A 17,858-nucleotide genomic window follows, 5' to 3' on the forward strand; every position below is an offset into this window, starting at 1 on the left:
TTCATGCTACGCAAGCGATCGACTTGCACGGCATAACAACAAGAAAGGTGCTTCGATGAATTCCACGCTCCGTCTCGCTGCCGCAATTTCCTTTGCCTCGTTAATCCCCTTGGGTGCCCAGGCTGCTGACGCCAAAGGCAGTGTCGAAGTGGTGCACTGGTGGACCTCCGGTGGTGAAAAAGCGGCGGTCGATGTGCTCAAGGCCCAGGTCGAAAAAGACGGCTTCATCTGGAAGGACGGCGCCGTCGCCGGCGGCGGTGGTGCAACGGCCATGACCGTGCTCAAAAGCCGCGCAGTGGCCGGCAACCCGCCGGGCGTCGCGCAGATCAAAGGCCCGGACATCCAGGACTGGGCGGCCACCGGCCTGCTCGACGCCGATGTGCTCAAGGATGTGGCCAAGGAAGAAAAGTGGGACTCGCTGCTCGACAAGAAAGTGGCCGACACCGTGAAGTACGACGGTGACTACGTTGCCGTACCGGTGAATATCCACCGCATCAACTGGCTGTGGATCAACCCCGAGGTGTTCAAAAAAGCCGGCATCGACAAGGCGCCCACCACTCTCGACGAATTCTACGCCGCTGCCGACAAGCTCAAGGCTGCCGGTTTCATCCCGCTCGCCCATGGTGGCCAACCCTGGCAGGACAGCACCGTGTTCGAAAGCGTGGTGCTGTCGGTGATGGGCGTCGATGGCTACAAGAAGGCCTTGGTCGACCTCGACAGCGCAACGCTGACCGGGCCGCAGATGGTCAAGGCGCTGACCGAGCTGAAAAAAGTCGCCACCTACATGGACCCGGACGGCAAGGGCCAGGACTGGAACCTGGAAGCTGCCAAGGTCATCAACGGCAAGGCCGGCATGCAGATCATGGGCGACTGGGCCAAGAGCGAATGGACCCTGGCGAAGAAAACTGCTGGCAAGGATTACCAGTGCGTGCCGTTCCCCGGTACTGACAAGTCCTTCCTGTACAACATCGACTCGTTGGTGGTGTTCAAGCAGAACAACGCTGGCACCTCTGCCGGTCAGCAGGACATCGCCCGCAAGGTGCTGGGTGAGGACTTCCAGAAAGTCTTCAGCATCAACAAGGGTTCGATCCCGGTACGCAACGACATGCTTGCCGACATGGGCAAGTATGGTTTCGATGCCTGTGCTCAAACCTCCGCCAAGGACTTCCTGGCCGACGCCAAAACGGGCGGCCTGCAACCGAGCATGGCGCACAACATGGCCACCACGCTGGCCGTGCAGGGCGCGTTCTTCGATGTGGTGACCAACTACATCAACGACCCCAAGGCCGACCCGGCCGATGCGGCGAAGAAGCTGGCGGCGGCTATCAAGGCTGCCCAGTAACGGCTGTTCGCGGGCACGCCCGCTCCCAGATGGGCCCTGCTCACCACTGTTCCTGGTCATGACGCCGGACCTGTGGGAGCGGGCTTGCCCGCGAAGCGGTGCATAGCACTGCCACTACCTCGGGATCCAATACATGACCACGACCACCGCCCAATTGCGGGCCTCACCCCTGGACGCGCTTCAGCGCTGGCTGCCCAAGCTGGTGCTGGCACCCAGCATGTTCATCGTCCTGGTGGGCTTCTACGGCTACATCCTCTGGACCTTCGTGCTGTCCTTCACCACCTCGACCTTTCTGCCCACCTACAAGTGGGCGGGCCTTGCGCAATACGCCCGTCTGTTCGACAACGACCGCTGGTGGGTGGCGAGCAAGAACCTGCTTCTGTTCGGCGGCCTGTTCATCGCCATCAGCCTGGCCATCGGTGTGTTGCTGGCGGTGCTGCTGGACCAGCGCATCCGTCGCGAGGGCTTCATCCGCACCATTTACCTGTACCCCATGGCGTTGTCGATGATCGTCACCGGTACCGCCTGGAAGTGGCTGCTCAACCCGGGCATGGGCCTGGACAAGTTGTTGCGTGACTGGGGCTGGGAGGGCTTTCGCCTGGACTGGCTGATCGATCCCGACCGGGTGGTGTATTGCCTGGTGATCGCGGCCGTGTGGCAGGCTTCGGGCTTCATCATGGCCATGTTCCTTGCCGGCTTGCGTGGCGTCGACCCGTCGATCATCCGCGCTGCGCAGATGGATGGCGCCAGCCTGCCGCGCATCTACTGGACCGTGGTGCTGCCCAGCCTGCGCCCGGTGTTCTTCAGTGCACTGATGATCCTCTCGCACATTGCCATCAAGAGCTTCGACCTGGTGGCGGCAATGACGGCCGGCGGCCCGGGTTACTCCTCCGACTTGCCGGCCATGTTCATGTACTCGTTCACCTTCAGCCGCGGCCAGATGGGCATGGGCTCGGCCAGCGCCATCCTGATGCTCGGGGCAATCCTGGCGATCCTCGTGCCTTACCTGTACTCGGAGCTGCGGAGCAAACGCCATGCATAGTCCTGTCGACAAGCCGGTGCTCAGCTTCAGCCGTATGGCCATCCATGCCGTGTTGCTGATCGCCGTGCTGCTGTATCTGGTACCGCTGGTGGTGATGCTGCTGACCAGCTTCAAGACCCCCGAAGACATCACCACCGGCAACCTGCTGAGCTGGCCTGCAGTGATTACCGGCATAGGCTGGGTCAAGGCCTGGGGAGCGGTCAGCGGTTACTTCTGGAACTCGATCATGATCACCGTGCCCGCGGTGCTGATCTCCACCGCGATTGGTGCACTGAACGGCTATGTGCTGTCGATGTGGCGCTTCCGAGGTTCGCAACTGTTCTTCGGCCTACTGCTGTTCGGCTGTTTCCTGCCGTTCCAGACTGTGCTGCTGCCGGCCTCGTTCACCCTCGGCAAGCTTGGCCTGGCCAGCACCACCAGCGGCCTGGTGCTGGTGCATGTGGTCTACGGCCTGGCCTTCACCACGCTGTTCTTCCGCAACTTCTACGTGAGCATCCCCGACGCGCTGGTCAAGGCCGCGCGGTTGGACGGTGCCGGGTTCTTCACCATCTTCCGCCGCATCATCCTGCCGATGTCCACGCCGATCATCATGGTCTGCCTGATCTGGCAGTTCACCCAGATCTGGAACGATTTCCTGTTCGGCGTGGTGTTCTCCAGCGGCGATTCGCAACCGATTACCGTCGCCCTGAACAATCTGGTCAATACCAGCACCGGGGCCAAGGAATACAACGTCGACATGGCGGCAGCGATGATCGCTGGCCTGCCAACCCTGCTGGTCTACGTGGTGGCAGGCAAATATTTCGTGCGCGGGCTGACGGCCGGCGCGGTCAAGGGGTAAGCCATGGCAACGCTCGAACTTCGCAATGTGAACAAGACCTACGGCAGCGGCCTGCCGGATACCCTCAAGGACATCCAGCTGTCGATCAAGGACGGCGAGTTCCTGATCCTGGTGGGCCCGTCGGGCTGCGGCAAGTCGACCCTGATGAACTGTATCGCCGGCCTGGAGCAGATCACCGGCGGCGCCATCCTCATCGACGAGCAGGACGTCAGTGGCATGAGCCCCAAGGACCGCGATATCGCCATGGTGTTCCAGTCCTATGCGCTGTACCCCACCATGAGCGTGCGCGAGAACATCGAGTTCGGCCTGAAGATCCGCAAGCTGCCCCAGGCCGCCATCGACGAGGAAGTGGCGCGGGTGGCCAAGTTGCTGCAGATCGAACACTTGCTGGCGCGCAAGCCGGCGCAGCTGTCCGGCGGCCAGCAGCAGCGCGTGGCCATGGGCCGGGCGCTGGCGCGGCGACCCAAGATCTACCTGTTCGATGAACCCCTGTCCAACCTCGATGCCAAGCTGCGGGTCGAAATGCGCACTGAAATGAAGTTGATGCACCAGCGCCTGAAGACCACCACGGTGTACGTCACCCATGACCAGATCGAGGCCATGACCCTGGGCGACAAGGTCGCGGTGATGAAGGACGGCATCATCCAGCAGTTCGGCACCCCGCAGCAGATCTACAACGACCCGGCCAACCAGTTCGTGGCCAGCTTCATCGGTTCGCCGCCAATGAACTTCATTCCGGTGCGTCTGGCCAGGCAGGATGGCCGCTTGCTGGCGCTGCTCGACAGCGGCCAGGCGCGCTGCGAACTGCCCTTGGGGGAGGCTGCTGACGCGCTTGAGGGGCGCGAGATCATCCTCGGCATCCGCCCTGAGCAGATCGCCCTGGGCGCTGCTGACGGCAATGGTTTGCCGGCTATCCGCGCCGAGGTGCAGGTGACAGAGCCCACCGGGCCGGACCTGCTGGTGTTCGTCACGCTCAACCAGACCAAGGTGTGCTGCCGCCTGGCGCCAGATGTGGCGTGCCGGGTGGGTGACACCCTCAACCTGCAATTCGACCCGGCCCGGGTGCTGCTGTTCGACGCCGCCAATGGCGAGCGCCTGCATCTGGCCAGTACTGGCGCAACCGCAAAGGACAACGTGGCTCACTTCAAAGGCCGTTGACTCGTCTACACCATCAATAAGAAAAAGAGGACGCAAAGGGATGGAACAGCGCAAACGCATCAAGACACTGGGATCGCTGGCCTTGCTTGCACTTGTAGGCAGCAGCGGTACACAGGCTGCCGAGGCTTTTTCCAGCGAATCCAAATGGATGACCGGCGACTGGGGCGGCACCCGGACCGAGCTGCTGGACAAGGGCTATGACTTCACCCTCGATTATGTGGGTGAGGTGGCTGGCAACCTGCATGGCGGCTACAACGACGACAAGACGGCACGCTACAGCGACCAGTTCGCCCTCGGCGCGCATCTGGACTTGCAGAAGATACTGGGTTGGCATGATGCCGAGTTCAAGCTGGCGATCACCGAGCGAAGCGGTCGCAACCTGTCCAACGACCGCATCAGCGACCCGCGCGCCGGGCAGTTCAGCTCGGTGCAGGAGGTGTGGGGCCGTGGCCAGACCTGGCGCCTGACCCAGATGTGGATCAAGCAGAAGTACTTCGACGGCGCGCTGGACGTGAAATTTGGCCGTTTTGGCGAGGGCGAGGACTTCAACAGCTTCCCTTGCGACTTCCAGAACCTGGCCTTCTGCGGCTCGCAGGTGGGCAACTGGGTGGGCGGCATCTGGTACAACTGGCCGGTCAGCCAGTGGGCGCTGCGGGTGAAGTACAACATCACGCCGGAGTTCTTCGTACAGGTCGGGGCCTTCGAGCAGAACCCTTCCAACCTGGAAACCGGCAACGGCTTCAAGCTCAGCGGCAGTGGTACCAAGGGTGCGATCTTGCCGGTGGAAGCGGTGTGGTCGCCCAAGGTCAATGGCCTGCCGGGCGAGTACCGCCTGGGTTACTACTACAGCACGGCCAAGGCTGACGATGTGTACGACGACGTCAACGGCAACCCGCAGGCGCTGACAGGTGAAGCCTTCAAGTCGCACTCCAGCAAGCACGGATGGTGGGTGGTGGCGCAGCAGCAGGTCACTGCCCATGGCGGCGACGTCAACCGGGGCCTCAGCCTTTTCGCCAACTTCACCGTGCACGACAAGGCCACCAACGTGGTCGACAACTACCAACAGGTGGGGTTGGTCTACAAAGGCGCTTTCGACGCCCGGCCCAAGGATGACATCGGCTTCGGTGTGGCGCGTATTCATGTGAATGACGACGTGAAGAAGCGCGCCGAACTGCTCAACGCACAGAGCGGCATCAACGATTACGACAACCCTGGTTTCGTACCGCTGCAGCGTACCGAATACAACGCAGAGCTCTACTACGGCTTCCACGTTACCAACTGGCTGACCGTGAGGCCCAACCTGCAGTACATCAAGAGCCCTGGCGGGGTGGACGAGGTGGATAACGCGCTGGTCGCTGGCTTGAAGATTCAGTCGTCATTCTGAGTCAACTTGTTGTAAATTTACGCCAATCCATTTTCGGTTCCCGGCACCCACTGGTCTGCAGTGGGTGTTGGGGATAGGCCGAGACAGCGCTATCTCAAACAACAAGAGCTCTGAACCATGCCCGAACATCCGCTCCATCGCTTCTTCTCCTCGCAGCGGCCCCGGCCGACATTCGAGTGGGAGCGTTATCAGCAGCGCGATGTCCTGATCATCGACCACCCCCGTTGCCAGGCGGTGTTCAGCCGCCAGGGCGCGCAGTTGCTGCACTTTCAACCAGCGGGTGAACGGCCGTGGCTGTGGTGCGCCGAACAGTGGCCGCAGGTGGGGGCGATCCGCGGTGGTGTGCCGGTGTGCTGGCCCTGGTATGGCCGTCATCCCAGCGAAGACCTGTGGCCGGCCCACGGTTGGGCGCGGTTGCTGGACTGGAAGCTGGTGGACAGCCGTGAGGACGAGGAGGGCGTGACCCTGAAATGGCGGCTGGACCTGTGCGACTGGCAGGTCGACCTGCATGCCCGGTTGGGTAGCCGCATGGAGCTGAGCTTGAGCACCGAACATCAGGACAGCGAACCCTGCCAGTTGAGCCATGCGCTGCTGGCGTACTGGCGCATCAGTGACGTGTCCGAGATAGCGCTGTCTGGTCTGGAAGACATCGAGGGCTACGACCGCCTCAACCGCCAGGCTTGCCGTGAGGATGGCGCGCTGAAGCTCAAGGGCGGCTGCCAGAAGGTCTACCCCGGTACGCCACGGGTGCAATTGCAGGACCCAGCCTGGCAGCGCGAGCTGTGCATCGACACCGGTGACAGCGACGACACCGTGGTCTGGCACCCTGGCAATCGCCCGCTGATGGGGGTGACTGGCCGCGAGTCGCAGCGTTTTGTCTGCGTCGAGGCGACCAGTGGCAGTGGCGAAGGCCTGAGCCTGGCACCTGGGCAGCGTGCGCACCTGCGATTGCAGGCGCACCGGCTCAGTTGAGTTCGTCGTCCTCGATCGGGTAGCGGCTGGCGTTGAGGCTTTCCTTGATCTTGCGCAGGTGGGGCTGGAAGTCCACGCCGCGGCGCAGGGTCATGCCGGTGGCCAGTACATCGAGCACAGTCAGCTGGATGATCCGCGAGGTCATTGGCATGTAGATGTCGGTATCTTCCGGCAGCGGAATGTGCAGGCTCAGGCTGCAAGCATTGGCCAGTGGCGAGCCTGCGGCGGTCAGGCCCAGCACCGAAGCGCCGTTTTCACGTGCCAGGCGCGCCACTTCGACCAGTTCGCGGGTGCGCCCGGTGTAGGAAATGATCACGAACAGATCGCCGGTGTGGGCGACCGAGGCCAGCATGCGCTGCATCAGCACATCGGCGTGGGCCGACACGGCCAGGTTGAAGCGGAAGAACTTGTGCTGCGCATCCAGGGCCACCGGGGCTGAGGCGCCGAGGCCGAAGAAGTGGATCTGCCGGGCCTGGATCATCATGTCCACGGCGCGGCTGACCTGCTGCGGGTCCAGTTGCTGGCAGGCGCTGTCAAGCGAGGCGATGGCGCTGGCGAAGATCTTCTGGGTGTAGGCGGCCGGGTCATCGTCGGCCTCTACCGCGCGGCTGACATAGGCGGCACCACTGGCCAGGCTCTGCGCCAGTTGCAGCTTGAGCTCGGGGTAGCCGCTGACGCCGAACGAGCGGCAGAAGCGGTTGACGGTCGGTTCGCTGACCTTGGCCGCCTGGGCCAGCGCAGCGATGCTGAAACGGGTGGCTTGTTGCGGGTTGAGCAGGATGACTTCGGCGACTTTGCGTTCGGCCTTGTTCAGCTCGTCGAGGCGGCCCTGGATCTGTTCCAGGAGGTTTCGCACGCGGTCCATGGGTGTGTCCTTGGGTCGGGAAGACAGCCGGCTGTGTGAGCAGCAGGCTTTTTGCACGGTCGTCTATCGTACTGTCGGTGCGGTTGGCGTACCACTTGTCTGTAACACTTGTGTGTAATGTTGTGGTTTTTACTACATTATCCCTTGAAAACCGTGTGTGAAAGCGGTATTCCTAGACCAACTTTAGGAAAGAACCAACATCATGGCCGCAATCAGTGTCGAACCTTGCACCTTTGCCCTGTTTGGCGCCCTCGGCGACCTGGCATTGCGCAAGCTGTTTCCTGCGCTCTACCAGCTCGACCGGGCCAACCTGTTGCACCCGGACACCCGCCTGCTGGCCCTCGCCCGTGAGGTCGGCAGTGCGCAGGAGCACCTGGACAGCATCGAAGCCCACCTGCGCCGGCACGTGCCCGAGGCAGATATCGAGCCTGCTGCGCTGGGGCGCTTCCTTGCCCGCCTGAATTACCAGCACCTGGACTTCCTTCAGCCCGAGGGCTATCAGGCCTTGGCCGAGCAACTGCCGGGCGAGCTGCCGCTGATCGCCTACTTCGCCACGGCGGCGGCGGTGTATGGGGCCATCTGCGAAAACCTCGACAAGGTCGGGCTGGCTGCGCGCACCCGGGTAGTGCTCGAGAAACCTATTGGCCACGACCTGGAGTCGTCGCGCCGGGTCAACGATGCCGTGGCGCGGTTCTTCCCTGAAAGCCGGGTTTACCGCATTGACCATTACCTGGGCAAAGAGACGGTGCAGAACCTGATTGCCCTGCGCTTCGCCAATAGCCTGTTCGAAACCCAGTGGAACCAGAATTCCATCTCCCATGTGGAGATTACCGTCGCGGAAAAGGTCGGTATCGAGGGCCGTTGGGGTTATTTCGACAAGGCCGGCCAACTGCGCGACATGATCCAGAATCACCTGCTGCAGTTGCTGTGCCTGATCGCCATGGACCCGCCCAGCGAACTGTCCGCCGATGCCATCCGCGACGAGAAGGTGAAAGTGCTCAAAGCCCTGGCACCGATCACTGGCGACGGCCTGAGCACCAGCGTGGTGCGCGGCCAGTACATTGCCGGCTACAGCGAAGGCAAACCGGTGCCGGGTTACCTGGAAGAAGACAACGCCAACGCCCAGAGCGACACCGAAACCTTCGTTGCCCTGCGCGCCGACATCCGTAACTGGCGCTGGTCGGGCGTGCCGTTCTACCTGCGAACCGGCAAGCGCATGCCGCAAAAACTGTCGCAGATCGTCATTCACTTCAAGGAAACGCCGCACTACATCTTCGCCCCGGAACAGCGTTTGCAGATCGGTAACAAGCTGATCATCCGCCTGCAACCGGACGAAGGCATTTCTTTACGGGTGATGACCAAGGAGCAGGGCCTGGACAAGGGCATGCAACTGCGCAGTGGCCCATTGCAGCTGAATTTTTCTGATGCCTGGCGCAGTGCACGAATTCCGGATGCCTACGAGCGACTGTTGCTCGAAGTGATGCGCGGCAACCAGAACCTGTTCGTGCGCAAGGACGAAATCGAGTATGCCTGGAAGTGGTGCGACCAGTTGATCGCCGGCTGGCGTAATGCGGGCGATGCGCCCAAGCCATACGCGGCGGGCTCCTGGGGGCCGATGAGCTCGATTGCACTGATCACACGCGATGGGAGGGCGTGGTATGGGGATATCTGAATTGAAACTGCCAGCGGCCGTGAAGGCTCATGAACTGGCGGATGCCAAGGCACTGTCCGTGTCCTTGGCTCATGATGTGGCTGAGCGCCTGCGCGCCGCGATTGCCGCCAAGGGGCAGGCCTGTGTGGTGTTGTCTGGCGGCCGCAGCCCGGTGCCGTTCCTGGAGAAACTGGCCAGCGAGCACCTGGACTGGGCCAAGGTCACTGTCAGCCTGGCTGATGAGCGCTGGGTGCCGGTGGAGCACGCCGACAGCAATACCGGCCTGCTGGCCCGCCACCTGCTGAAGGGCGAAGCGGCCAAGGCCCGTTTCGTTGGCCTGTACCAGCAGGCGGAGAACCTCGATGCAGCTGCGCTCAAAGCTGACCAGGCCTTGGCCGAGCTACCGCCGATCGACGTGCTGGTGCTGGGCATGGGCGACGATGGCCATACCGCCTCGCTGTTCCCCGCCAGTCCCAACCTGGAAGCAGGCCTGGACCCGGCCGGCCCACGCCGCTGCCTGCCGATGCTGGCGCCGAGCGTGCCGCACCAGCGCCTGTCGATGACCCGTTCGCTGCTGGCCAGCGCGGCCTTCATCGCGCTGTCTGTGCAAGGCCAGGGCAAACTCGCTACCCTGCGCGCCGCGCTGGCGGGCAACGACCTTACTGAAATGCCGATTCGCGCTTTTCTTCACGACCCCCTGGACATCTACTGGTGCCCATGAGCCAAGGATCCACTGTCATGACCACCCTTGAACGCCCACAGCCCAAGCTCTCGATGGCTGATAAAGCCGCGCGGATCGACGCCATTTGCAAAAAGGCGCGCATCCTGCCGGTAATCACCATTGCTCGTGAGGAAGACATTCTGCCGCTGGCTGACGCCCTGGCCGCTGGCGGTATCCGTACCCTGGAAGTGACCCTGCGCTCGCAGCATGGCCTCAAGGCCATTCAGGTGCTGCGTGAGCAGCGCCCGGAGCTGTGTGTCGGCGCCGGTACCGTGCTCGACCGCAGCATGTTCGCGGCGGTTGAAGCTGCGGGCGCGCAGTTCGTCGTTACCCCTGGCATTACCCAGGACATTCTCGAGGCTGGCGTGGACAGTGAAATCCCGCTGTTGCCGGGCATCAGCACGCCGTCCGAAATCATGATGGGCTATGCCCTGGGCTACCGCCGGTTCAAGTTGTTCCCGGCGGAAATCAGCGGCGGCGTAGCGGCGATCAAGGCCTTTGGTGGCCCGTTCGGCGATATTCGTTTTTGTCCCACCGGCGGTGTGAACCCGGCCAACGTGCGCAACTACATGGCACTGCCGAATGTGATGTGCGTGGGTGGAACCTGGATGCTCGACAGCAGCTGGATCAAGAACGGTGACTGGGCGCGGATCGAAGCGTGCAGTGCCGAGGCGATGGCGCTGCTGGACGCCAACTGAAAACAGTTGTGTGCTTTACGGCTTGTGGGGCGCTTGGTCGGCGCCCCTTTTTTTGCCTGGGGTATTTGCCGTGGTTGTGCTGGCCCTTTCGCGGGTAAACCCGCTCCTACGCACCGATCTGCGGTGGACATACACCGGGGGGCACAGGCCGTTGTAGGAGCGGGTTCACCCGCGAATGGGCCGGGCCTGCTGGCCAATATCCCTGGCCGTTCACCGTTGCCGTGGCCTCCGTATTCGCGGGTAAACCCGCTCCTACACCTGATCGGTGGTGGACACACATTGGTGATTGGGCGCAGCCCGTCGTAGGAGCGGGTTTACCCGCGAAAGGGCCAGTCCAGGCCAACAAAAAGCCCGCATCAAACGATGCGGGCTTTCTCATCCCTCATTCCAGGCTTCAGGCCGCCTTGGCTTCCTGCTGGCTCAGCGAGCGGTTCAGCGCACTGAACAGGGCCTTGAAGCTGGCCGTGGTGATGTTCTCATCGATACCCACGCCATGTACCGGGCGGCCACCGGCCACGCGCAGTTCGATGTAGGCAGCTGCCTTGGCGTTGGTGCCAGCGCCAATCGCATGCTCGTTGTAGTCCATGATCTCCACGGCAATCGGCAGGCCGGCCACCAGTGCTTCCAGGGCGCCGTTGCCCTTGCCGCGCCAGTGCAGGGTGGTTTCGCCTTCACCGGCAACTTCCACTTCCACGGCGCTGTGGCCGTTTTCTTCCTGCAGGCGATGGCTGACCAGTGCGTATGGCGCGTTGGCCTGGAGGTATTCCTTGTGCAGCAGGCTGTAGATCTGCTGGGCGGTCATTTCCAGGCCCAGGCGGTCAGTCTCACCCTGCACCACCTGGCTGAATTCGATCTGCATGCGACGCGGCAGGCTGATGCCATATTCCTGCTCGAGCAGGTAGGTGATACCGCCTTTGCCCGACTGGCTGTTGACGCGGATTACCGCTTCGTAGCTGCGGCCGATGTCGGCCGGGTCGATCGGCAGGTAAGGCACCTCCCACAGTTCCCCATCCTGCTGCTTGGCGAAGCCCTTGCGGATGGCGTCCTGGTGCGAGCCGGAGAACGCGGTATGGACCAGGTCGCCCACATACGGGTGACGAGGGTGTACCGGCAACTGGTTGCATTCTTCGACCACCTTGCGCACGCCGTCGATGTCGGAGAAGTCCAGCAACGGGTCGATGCCCTGGGTGTAGAGGTTCAGTGCCAAGGTCACCAGGTCGACGTTACCGGTACGCTCGCCGTTGCCGAACAGGCAGCCTTCGGCACGGTCGGCGCCGGCCATGAGGCCCAGTTCGGTGGCAGCGATGCCGGTGCCGCGGTCGTTGTGGCAGTGCAGGCTGATGATCACGCTGTCGCGGCGGCTGACGTTGCGGCAGAACCACTCGATCTGGTCGGCGTAGATATTTGGCGTGGACACTTCCACGGTGGCCGGCAGGTTGAGGATGATCTTGTGTTCAGGGGTAGGGTTCCACACCTCGATGACCGCGTCGCAGACCTCCTTGGCGAACTCCATTTCAGTGGCGCTGAAGGTTTCTGGCGAGTACTGGAAGGTCCACTGGGTTTCCGGCTGCTGGGCGGCGTACTTGACGAACAGCTTGGCCGCGTTCACCGCGATGTCCTTCACGCCTTGCTTGTCCTGATTGAAGACGATGCGGCGGAACGACGGGCTGGTGGCGTTGTACAGGTGGACGATGGCCTTCTTCGCACCGCGCAGCGATTCGAAGGTACGGGCAATCAGGTCTTCACGTGCCTGGGTGAGCACCTGGATGGTGGTGTCATCCGGGATGTGGCCGTCCTCGATCAGGGTGCGCACGAAGTCGAAATCGGTTTGCGAGGCAGACGGGAACGAGGCTTCGATCTCCTTCACGCCAACCTGCACCAAGGTCTTCCAGAAGCGCAGTTTCTTCTCCGAGTCCATCGGCTCGATCAGCGACTGGTTGCCATCACGCAGGTCGGAGCTGCACCAGATAGGTGCCTGGGTGATGGTCTTCGACGGCCAGGTACGGTCAGGCAGGTCGATGGTCGGGAAAGCGCGGTATTTCTTCGAAGGGTCTTTGAGCATGGTCATGGAAGCAATCCTTTTGTGTGCGGCCGAGATCGGGCCTGCCGAGCGATAACGATATGAAGAGGCGAGGCGACGCGATTCAGCCTGGTAGTCGGGCGCTGACCAGGCAGAGGCTGCGATGTTGTCGGAGCAGGATGAGGGTGCTGAAGGTTTTCATGCCTTCAAACTTAACCAGTGGGGTGGGGGATGGCAAGCGTTCGGGAAAAATTGAGAGGAATGCTTAAAAAAAGCCATTAGGCGAGATTTTATGGCTTGGATCTGCTGGGCGCTTATTGATGTTTGCGCAGTATTTTTCGATGGCGCAACACAGTTGAACTGCTGTCGACTGTGCTGGCCTCTTCGCGGGCATGCCCGCTCCCACAAGTATTGTGCTGTGTCTGAAGGCTTCGCTGTACCTGTGGGAGCGGGCGTGCCCGCGAAGCAGGCGCCGCAGTTTCAGGGCTGGAACGCGCCAATGAAAATCGCCGGGTCCACCCGCGCATCGTTCAGGCTGACGTTCCAGTGCATGTGCGGCCCGGTAGCCCGCCCGGTCGAGCCCACGCGTCCGACCACCTCGCCACGACGCAGTTGCTGGCCGACCTGCACATCGATTTTCGACATGTGGCAGAACATGCTGATAAAGCCCTGCCCATGGTCGACGAACACCGTGCGGCCGTTGAAGAAATAATCCCCCACCAGAATCACTTTGCCATTGGCGGGTGTCTTGATCGGCGTGCCTGCCGGCACCGCAAAATCCAGCCCCGCATGAGGGTTGCGTTCTTCGCCGTTGAAGAAGCGGCGCACGCCGAACTTGCTCGACAGCGGGCCGTTGACCGGCTTGTCGAGAACCAGGTTGCTCGGCAGGTTCGGGCTGAAGCTGCGGTAGGCCTTGATCTGCTCGGCCAGCTCGCGCTCGATGCGCTTGAGGTCGGCCGGGTTCGGGTTGACTTGGCGCGTGTTCTTCAGGGTAATGCGCTGCTCAGGGTACTTCTTGCTGCCTACGCTGAAAGGCAGGGTGCGCCCGCCCTGGTTCAGCACTGCGGTGCCGGGCTTCTGGGTCAGCGGGATGCCGACGATGGCCAGCCAGTTGTCCTGCTCCTTCACCACCAGCACCGGCTTGCCGTCGAAACGGGCGCTGGGTGCGTTAGCGGCGGGGCCCAGGTCGACGACTGCCACACCGCCGGGTACCGGTTTGTTCAGTGTGCGGGTGATGTAGCTGGCCTGGGCGCCGCCGGCCAACAGCAGCAGGGAAAGGGCAAGCAGGGGCGCGAGCACGCGGGGCATGTGTCAGTCCAGTAGTGAGAGGGTGACCGGGGTCAGGTGGTTGTCTTCGACCCGCACCAGCAGCTCGCCTTCGTTCAGGCGGGCGGTCAGGCGTTGGCCGTTGCGGGTCTGTTCGGCGCTGCGAATGGCCTGGCCTTGCTCATCCAGCAAAATGCTGTATCCACGGGCCAGGGTGGCCAGCGGACTGACCACCTGCAGTGTCTGCAACTGGGCCTGGAACCGCTGGCGACGGTCCTTGAGCACCTCGCGCATGGCCCGTGGCAGGCGCTCGGCCAGGCTGTCCAGGCGCTGGTTCAGCAGTTTCAGGTTACGCCCCGGATGCTGCGCGGCCAGGCGGGCGTCCAGGCGTGCCAGGCGTTCGCGGCGCTGGTTGAGGTTGAGCATGAACGCGCGACGCAGGCGCATGTCCAGGTCGTCCAGGCGTTGAGCCTGCTGGCGCAAACGCTCGCCTGGGTGGCGCAGGCGCCGGGTGAGTGACTCCAGGCGCAGGCGGTCGTGGGTCAGACGGTTCTGCATGCGCAGCAGCAGGCGCCGTTGCAGGCCATCCAGGCGTTGCCGAAGGCCGCTGTTGTCAGGGGCCAGCAGCTCGGCGGCAGCCGACGGGGTGGGCGCGCGCACGTCAGCCACGAAGTCGCTGATCGACACGTCGGTTTCATGGCCCACGGCGCTGACAATCGGCGTGACGCAGGCGGCCACGGCACGCGCCACGGCTTCCTCGTTGAAACACCACAGGTCTTCTAGCGAGCCACCACCCCGCGCCAGAATCAGCGCATCGAAGCCGAGGCTGTCGGCCAGGCGGATGGCGCGTACGATCTGCGCGATGGCTTCGCGGCCCTGTACCGCCGTAGGTATCAGGTTCAGCTCCACCTGCGGGGCACGGCGGCCGAACACGCTGATGATGTCGCGGATCACCGCGCCAGTGGGCGAGGTGATGATGCCGATGCGCTGCGGGTGAGCCGGCAGTGGCTTCTTTCGTTCGGCGCTGAACAGCCCCTCGGCCCCGAGCTTTTCCTTCAGGGCATCGAAAGCCAGGCGCAGCGCGCCATCACCGGCTGGCTCGACGGTGTCGAGAATCAGCTGGTAGTCGCCACGCCCCTCGAACAGCGAAACCTTGCCACGCACCCGCACCGCCAGGCCATCGCGCAGCGCCTGGCGTACCCGCGTGGCGTTCTGCCGGAACAACGCACAACGCACCTGGGCGCCGCTGTCCTTGAGGGTGAAGTACAGGTGGCCGGACGCCGGGCGGGCGAGGTTGGAGATTTCGCCTTCCACCCACACGCTGCGGAAAACGTCTTCCAGCAGCACGCGGGCGCGGCCGTTGAGTTGGCTGACGGTAAGGACCTCGCGGTCCAGCCCGAGTCGTTCGAAAGGGTCTTTGATCATGGCTGGCATCATAAATGACATCGGCCCCGGTTGTCTGTCCCGGGCCCTGTTGGAGCGGGTGCACCGGCGAAGAACAAGGTTCAGGCCTGCAGGGCCGTTACGAACTGCCGGGCTATCTGCCCCGCATCGCGGCGACAGGCCAGCGCCACTGTGCTCTGGCAATCTCCTTCCAGTGCCACGAAACTGACCGAAGCGGGTGCGATCTGGCGCATGCACTCTGGCAACAACGCCACCCCAAACCCCGCCTGTATCAGCTGCAACTGCGTAGTCTTGCGCGACAGTACCTGCGCCGCCTGCGGGAAGAACCCTGCCCCCATGCACAACGAGGCCGACAGGTAGCTCAAGCCACCGCGATCCCGGTGCGGGATGGAAATGAAGCGTTCTTCCTTCAATTGCTCCAGTTGCACGTGCTGAGTACCCGCCAAGGGGTGTCCAGCGGCGACCGCCAGCAACAAGGGTTCGTCGAACAACTCGTGCAGCACCACGCCTTCATGCTGGCGCAGCACCGGCAAGCGCAACAGGCCGATATCCAGCCGTCCGGCAGCAATGTCTTCCAGCTGTGCCTCCGATGACTGCTGCGCAATCTCCAGCGAAACCCCTGGGTTGTGCTTCAGGTAGTTCCCCAGGCGAGCCAGAAGCCCGCCGGTCAGCGGCACGGTGCTGGAATGGTTCAGGCGCAAGCTGCCTTGCAACCCTTGGCCAATGTCACGGGTAACCCGCTCGGCCTGTTCCAGGTCAGCCAGCAAGCGTCGCGCCCGTTCAAGAAAGGCCTGACCGGCCAGCGTCAGGCGAGGCAGGCGCGCCGTGCGTTCGAACAGCGGCGTGTCCAGTTGTTGCTCCAGCTCCTTGATCTGCCGGCTAAGGGCCGACTGGGCTACGTACAGGCGCTCGGCTGCACTGCTGAAACTGCCGCACTCGGCGATCTCCACGAAGTAACGCAACTGTCGGATCGACGTCATGTCATGCCTTTTCGAGATGGCTTTTTAAATAAAGGCATATTAGTCGGCATGGCTCATGGCTGGCTAACCTTTGCCTGTCTTCCCAGGAACTGCTGCCATGCTTGCCCAACTGTCGTTTTCCGGCCTTGACTGGCTGTCGATCCTGTTCGCCATTGCCGTGGCTTACATCGTCTTCGGCATCGCCGGCTTCGGTACTGCACTGGTGGCGGGGCCAGTGCTGATTCACTTCATGCCGTTGTCACGCATCATCCCGTTGCTGGTGCTGCTGGATTTCGTGGCCGCGTTCGGCAACCTGCTGCCGTCGCGCCGGGATGTGGTCCGCAGTGAATTGCTGCGGCTGCTGCCCTTCATGGCCTTGGGTTGTACGTTGGGCGTGGTGTTCCTGCTGCAACTGAAGTCCGACCTGTTGCTGCTGTTGATGGGGGTATTCGTGACTGCCTATGCAGTTTACGGGCTGGCAGTGAAAGTGAGGCCAGCCAGCCTGTCCGGCTTCTGGGCGGTGCCGATGGGCACGGCAGGCGGGTTGTTCGGGGCTTTGTTCGGCAGCGGCGGGTTTCTTTATGCCCTTTACCTGAGCGCACGGCTGGAGGTGAAGGAACAGGTACGCGCCACCCAGAGCGCGCTGATCAGCTGCAGTACGATAGTGCGTCTGTCACTGTTCCTGATTGCCGGTGTCTATGCCGACCAAAGCCTGCTGCTGCTCGCCGCCTCCCTGCTGCCTGTCATGTTCATTGGCCTTTGGGTAGGGCGTCGGTTGACCAACCGGTTGTCCCGCGAAGCGTTCGTACGGCTGGTGACCTGGCTGGTGCTGGCCAGTGGGCTGGCGTTGATTGGTCGCTACCTGAGCGCCTGAGCGGTAGAATTGCGTCATTACCGGCGTTTTTCAGGCTTGTCCCGTTCATGAACACCCAGAGCATCATCGTTCCAAAGCTGTCTACCGTCCCGGTGCATGAAGCCCGTGCCCGTGCCATCCTGCGCTGGCTGGTGCGCGAAAAGATCGTCGAGGAGCAGCTGACCACCTGTGGCCGCACCGGCAACCGCATGGGCCACGCCCTGGCGGCAGGGGCGCGCAAAGTGGCCCTGCACCCGGAAAAACTGCCCTTCGGCGAACCGGTCAACGGCCTGGAAGTGATGCTCAAACGCTGCATCTATACCCCCACCGAAGGCTTCCTCGAAGAAGCCGGTTGCCCGGAGTGCCGGCGCGAGGTAGGTGAGCCGTTGTTCGAAAGCCTGGAAGAGTGGATGCCGGCAGTGAGCGACAACTTCACCTGCCCACTGTGCGGCTTCGAAGATGACATCAATGGCTTCATTTACCTGCAGCCATGTGCCTTTTCCAACCTGGGGTTCATCTTCAACAACTGGGGCGAGGCAGGCTTCACCCAGGCCTTTCTCGACAGCTTCGCCGACTGGCTCGACCAGCCGGTGGCCGTGGTGCAGGTAAAACTGCCACAAGCCTGACCGAAGGCCCTTATTTTGCATTGAGCGGCGCGCCATGCATGAGTATAATGGCGCGCTTC

At 62.7% G+C, this 17,858-nt stretch carries 16 protein-coding genes; 11 read left to right on the plus strand and 5 right to left on the minus strand.

The features are described 5' to 3' along the window. Nucleotides 1–55: 55 nt before the first annotated feature. The 6 genes from PRJ_RS05380 to PRJ_RS05405 all read left to right on the plus strand — a co-directional run bounded on the left by PRJ_RS05380 (nucleotide 56) and on the right by PRJ_RS05405 (nucleotide 6,736). A complete protein-coding gene (locus tag PRJ_RS05380; RefSeq protein WP_064493191.1) occupies nucleotides 56–1,342 on the plus strand; it encodes an ABC transporter substrate-binding protein in 1,287 nt (428 codons plus the stop codon). A 133-nt stretch (nucleotides 1,343–1,475) separates the two neighbouring features. Beyond that, nucleotides 1,476–2,384 (plus strand): carbohydrate ABC transporter permease, encoded by a 909-nt coding sequence (locus PRJ_RS05385; protein WP_003255050.1) that lies wholly within the window; start codon nucleotides 1,476–1,478, stop codon nucleotides 2,382–2,384. Continuing rightward, a complete protein-coding gene (locus PRJ_RS05390) occupies nucleotides 2,377–3,222 on the plus strand; it encodes a carbohydrate ABC transporter permease (protein WP_104960872.1) in 846 nt (281 codons plus the stop codon). Before PRJ_RS05385 ends, PRJ_RS05390 begins: the two co-directional genes overlap by 8 nt. 3 nt (nucleotides 3,223–3,225) lie before the next feature. Next, nucleotides 3,226–4,380, plus strand: a complete 1,155-nt coding sequence (locus tag PRJ_RS05395; RefSeq protein ID WP_003255047.1) for an ABC transporter ATP-binding protein — start codon at nucleotides 3,226–3,228, stop codon at nucleotides 4,378–4,380. 40 nt (nucleotides 4,381–4,420) lie between these two features. After that, nucleotides 4,421–5,764 carry a carbohydrate porin gene (locus tag PRJ_RS05400; protein ID WP_010952199.1) on the plus strand — a complete coding sequence of 448 codons (1,344 nt, stop codon included), beginning with the start codon at nucleotides 4,421–4,423 and terminating at the stop codon, nucleotides 5,762–5,764. 117 nt (nucleotides 5,765–5,881) lie between these two features. Continuing rightward, nucleotides 5,882–6,736: a D-hexose-6-phosphate mutarotase gene (locus tag PRJ_RS05405; RefSeq protein ID WP_003255044.1), complete on the plus strand. Its 855-nt coding sequence runs from the start codon at nucleotides 5,882–5,884 to the stop codon at nucleotides 6,734–6,736. Here PRJ_RS05405 and hexR read toward each other — a convergent pair. Then, on the minus strand, nucleotides 6,729–7,592 hold the full coding sequence (gene hexR, locus PRJ_RS05410) for a DNA-binding transcriptional regulator HexR (RefSeq protein WP_169774905.1): 864 nt from the start codon (nucleotides 7,590–7,592) through the stop codon (nucleotides 6,729–6,731). The two genes, PRJ_RS05405 and hexR, sit on opposite strands and share 8 nt — an antisense overlap. Nucleotides 7,593–7,803: 211 nt before the next feature. On the opposite strand from hexR, the gene zwf reads away from it, so the two are divergent. From zwf to PRJ_RS05425, 3 genes are read left to right on the plus strand one after another with little or no spacing between them, the layout of a single operon-like run. Further along, the gene (gene zwf / locus PRJ_RS05415; RefSeq protein ID WP_010952201.1) at nucleotides 7,804–9,273 is read left to right on the plus strand and encodes a glucose-6-phosphate dehydrogenase; all 1,470 of its coding nucleotides are present in this window, start codon (nucleotides 7,804–7,806) and stop codon (nucleotides 9,271–9,273) included. Then, a complete protein-coding gene (gene pgl, locus PRJ_RS05420) occupies nucleotides 9,260–9,973 on the plus strand; it encodes a 6-phosphogluconolactonase (protein WP_104960873.1) in 714 nt (237 codons plus the stop codon). Before zwf ends, pgl begins: the two co-directional genes overlap by 14 nt. A 17-nt stretch (nucleotides 9,974–9,990) precedes the next feature. Continuing rightward, on the plus strand, nucleotides 9,991–10,671 hold the full coding sequence (locus tag PRJ_RS05425; RefSeq protein ID WP_003255037.1) for a bifunctional 4-hydroxy-2-oxoglutarate aldolase/2-dehydro-3-deoxy-phosphogluconate aldolase: 681 nt from the start codon (nucleotides 9,991–9,993) through the stop codon (nucleotides 10,669–10,671). Between the two features lie 394 nt (nucleotides 10,672–11,065). Here the strand turns inward: PRJ_RS05425 and leuA are convergent, their stop codons facing one another. The 4 genes from leuA to PRJ_RS05445 form a co-directional block, all read right to left on the minus strand. Continuing rightward, the gene (gene leuA, locus PRJ_RS05430; RefSeq protein ID WP_010952204.1) at nucleotides 11,066–12,739 is read right to left on the minus strand and encodes a 2-isopropylmalate synthase; all 1,674 of its coding nucleotides are present in this window, start codon (nucleotides 12,737–12,739) and stop codon (nucleotides 11,066–11,068) included. A 432-nt stretch (nucleotides 12,740–13,171) separates the two neighbouring features. Beyond that, complete coding sequence (locus PRJ_RS05435) at nucleotides 13,172–13,999, minus strand: M23 family metallopeptidase (protein ID WP_104960874.1); 828 nt, start codon at nucleotides 13,997–13,999, stop codon at nucleotides 13,172–13,174. Nucleotides 14,000–14,002: 3 nt separating this feature from the next. Beyond that, nucleotides 14,003–15,382, minus strand: a complete 1,380-nt coding sequence (gene xseA, locus PRJ_RS05440; RefSeq protein ID WP_104960875.1) for an exodeoxyribonuclease VII large subunit — start codon at nucleotides 15,380–15,382, stop codon at nucleotides 14,003–14,005. An 80-nt stretch (nucleotides 15,383–15,462) separates the two neighbouring features. Beyond that, nucleotides 15,463–16,341, minus strand: coding sequence for a LysR family transcriptional regulator (locus PRJ_RS05445; protein WP_104960876.1), 879 nt, complete (start codon nucleotides 16,339–16,341; stop codon nucleotides 15,463–15,465). A 97-nt stretch (nucleotides 16,342–16,438) separates the two neighbouring features. Here PRJ_RS05445 and PRJ_RS05450 point away from each other — a divergent pair, with 97 nt between their 5' ends. Continuing rightward, nucleotides 16,439–17,194 (plus strand): sulfite exporter TauE/SafE family protein, encoded by a 756-nt coding sequence (locus PRJ_RS05450; RefSeq protein ID WP_104960877.1) that lies wholly within the window; start codon nucleotides 16,439–16,441, stop codon nucleotides 17,192–17,194. Nucleotides 17,195–17,241: 47 nt separating this feature from the next. Further along, nucleotides 17,242–17,799: a sugar ABC transporter ATPase gene (locus tag PRJ_RS05455; protein WP_104960878.1), complete on the plus strand. Its 558-nt coding sequence runs from the start codon at nucleotides 17,242–17,244 to the stop codon at nucleotides 17,797–17,799. The last annotated feature ends 59 nt before the right edge of the window (nucleotides 17,800–17,858 follow it).

This window comes from Pseudomonas sp. XWY-1 (assembly GCF_002953115.1).
GTDB classification, from domain to species: Bacteria; Pseudomonadota; Gammaproteobacteria; order Pseudomonadales; family Pseudomonadaceae; genus Aquipseudomonas; species Aquipseudomonas alloputida.

Excerpts from the sequence above, each read along its gene's own strand:
- PRJ_RS05380 (WP_064493191.1), top strand. The coding sequence starts at position 56 with ATGAATTCCACGCTCCGTCTCGCTGCCGCAATTTCCTTTGCCTCGTTA.
- PRJ_RS05385 (WP_003255050.1), top strand. The coding sequence starts at position 1,476 with ATGACCACGACCACCGCCCAATTGCGGGCCTCACCCCTGGACGCGCTT.
- PRJ_RS05390 (WP_104960872.1), top strand. The coding sequence starts at position 2,377 with ATGCATAGTCCTGTCGACAAGCCGGTGCTCAGCTTCAGCCGTATGGCC.
- PRJ_RS05395 (WP_003255047.1), top strand. The coding sequence starts at position 3,226 with ATGGCAACGCTCGAACTTCGCAATGTGAACAAGACCTACGGCAGCGGC.
- PRJ_RS05400 (WP_010952199.1), top strand. The coding sequence starts at position 4,421 with ATGGAACAGCGCAAACGCATCAAGACACTGGGATCGCTGGCCTTGCTT.
- PRJ_RS05405 (WP_003255044.1), top strand. The coding sequence starts at position 5,882 with ATGCCCGAACATCCGCTCCATCGCTTCTTCTCCTCGCAGCGGCCCCGG.
- zwf (WP_010952201.1), top strand. The coding sequence starts at position 7,804 with ATGGCCGCAATCAGTGTCGAACCTTGCACCTTTGCCCTGTTTGGCGCC.
- pgl (WP_104960873.1), top strand. The coding sequence starts at position 9,260 with ATGGGGATATCTGAATTGAAACTGCCAGCGGCCGTGAAGGCTCATGAA.
- PRJ_RS05425 (WP_003255037.1), top strand. The coding sequence starts at position 9,991 with ATGACCACCCTTGAACGCCCACAGCCCAAGCTCTCGATGGCTGATAAA.
- leuA (WP_010952204.1), bottom strand. The coding sequence starts at position 12,739 with ATGACCATGCTCAAAGACCCTTCGAAGAAATACCGCGCTTTCCCGACC.
- PRJ_RS05435 (WP_104960874.1), bottom strand. The coding sequence starts at position 13,999 with ATGCCCCGCGTGCTCGCGCCCCTGCTTGCCCTTTCCCTGCTGCTGTTG.
- xseA (WP_104960875.1), bottom strand. The coding sequence starts at position 15,382 with ATGATCAAAGACCCTTTCGAACGACTCGGGCTGGACCGCGAGGTCCTT.
- PRJ_RS05445 (WP_104960876.1), bottom strand. The coding sequence starts at position 16,341 with ATGACGTCGATCCGACAGTTGCGTTACTTCGTGGAGATCGCCGAGTGC.
- PRJ_RS05450 (WP_104960877.1), top strand. The coding sequence starts at position 16,439 with ATGCTTGCCCAACTGTCGTTTTCCGGCCTTGACTGGCTGTCGATCCTG.
- PRJ_RS05455 (WP_104960878.1), top strand. The coding sequence starts at position 17,242 with ATGAACACCCAGAGCATCATCGTTCCAAAGCTGTCTACCGTCCCGGTG.